At 67.1% G+C, this 1,057-nt stretch carries 1 protein-coding gene and 1 tRNA gene; one reads left to right on the top strand and one right to left on the bottom strand.

The genetic code is table 11. The features are described from left to right. Nucleotides 1–30 precede the first annotated feature (30 nt). Nucleotides 31–104, bottom strand: a tRNA-Val gene (locus ACWGL3_RS32250). Nucleotides 105–579: 475 nt separating this feature from the next. Here ACWGL3_RS32250 and ACWGL3_RS32245 point away from each other — a divergent pair. Next, nucleotides 580–1,002 (top strand): SsgA family sporulation/cell division regulator, encoded by a 423-nt coding sequence (locus tag ACWGL3_RS32245; RefSeq protein ID WP_267948762.1) that lies wholly within the window; start codon nucleotides 580–582, stop codon nucleotides 1,000–1,002. Nucleotides 1,003–1,057: the final 55 nt, after the last annotated feature.

Raw genomic sequence — 1,057 nt, 5'->3', positions numbered from 1 at the left:
GCGTGAAGCGGATCCGGCCCTCCCCTGCTGTGGGCGATACTGGACTCGAACCAGTGACCTCGTCGGTGTGAACGACGCGCTCTAGCCAACTGAGCTAATCGCCCTGAACTGCTGCGCTGCCCGCCCTCTCGGCCGGACAAGAAAAACTTTAGCGCATGTTCGGGGGTGCTCGACGCACACGGCCCGCCCGGCGGACCCACCAACCTGTGACAGAGGTCACACGTTACTACCGGCGGGTTCGTGGGAGTGTCTTCTGTCGGTGGTGATTCCCGCCCTGAGAAGGAGTTCCCGCCCCCGTGGCCCCGTCGAGTACCGCCGCGACATTACCTCCGCGTGACGCGGACCACCCGACATGGGGAAATCTTTGGTTTCTCCTGGTCATTACAGTGACGAAGGATCGTGGAGCCGCGTTGCGGCGAGCTGGGCCCGCTGGGCGGGCAGCGAGACCTCCGGTCCCATCCGACCAAGAAAGTCTCCGTACTCACGTCATGTTCCGCGGGAAGCCGCGTTGGAGCGGGTGAGACGGCAACCGACCCGCGCCGCAACGAGCAGGGCCGGACGAGAAAAGGTTTGGCGAACATGAACAGTAGCGACACCACTGCCACCGCCGAGCTGGGCCTGCGGCTCGTGGTTCCCGAACGCACCTCGGTTCCGCTGGTCGCGCGGCTGGACTACAGCTCGGACGACCCCTACGCGATCCGGGTCGCGTTCCACACCGGCGAGGACAACCCCGTCGAGTGGATCTTCGCGCGCGAACTCCTCACCGTCGGCATCGTGCGCCCCGTGGGCGAGGGCGACGTGCGCGTGTGGCCCTCCAAGGACGAGAGCGGCGAGCGCAGCGTGAGCATCGCGCTCTCCTCGCCCTTCGGCCAGGCGGAGTTCGACACCCAGGTCTCCCCGCTGGCGGAGTTCCTGCACAGGACCTACGAGATCGTGCCCGCGGGCCAGGAGGCCCAGTTCGTGGACCTCGACGAGGAGATCCAGCAGCACCTCCACTCCTGAGGCCCCGTACGGGACCCAGGGACCCCTGACACGACGGAGGGGCGGCGCACGGAGC

Source organism: Nocardiopsis sp. NPDC055824, from assembly GCF_053616335.1.
The sequence above is the reverse complement of the archived record's forward strand: the minus strand, read 5'-3'. Positions and strand labels throughout refer to the sequence as shown.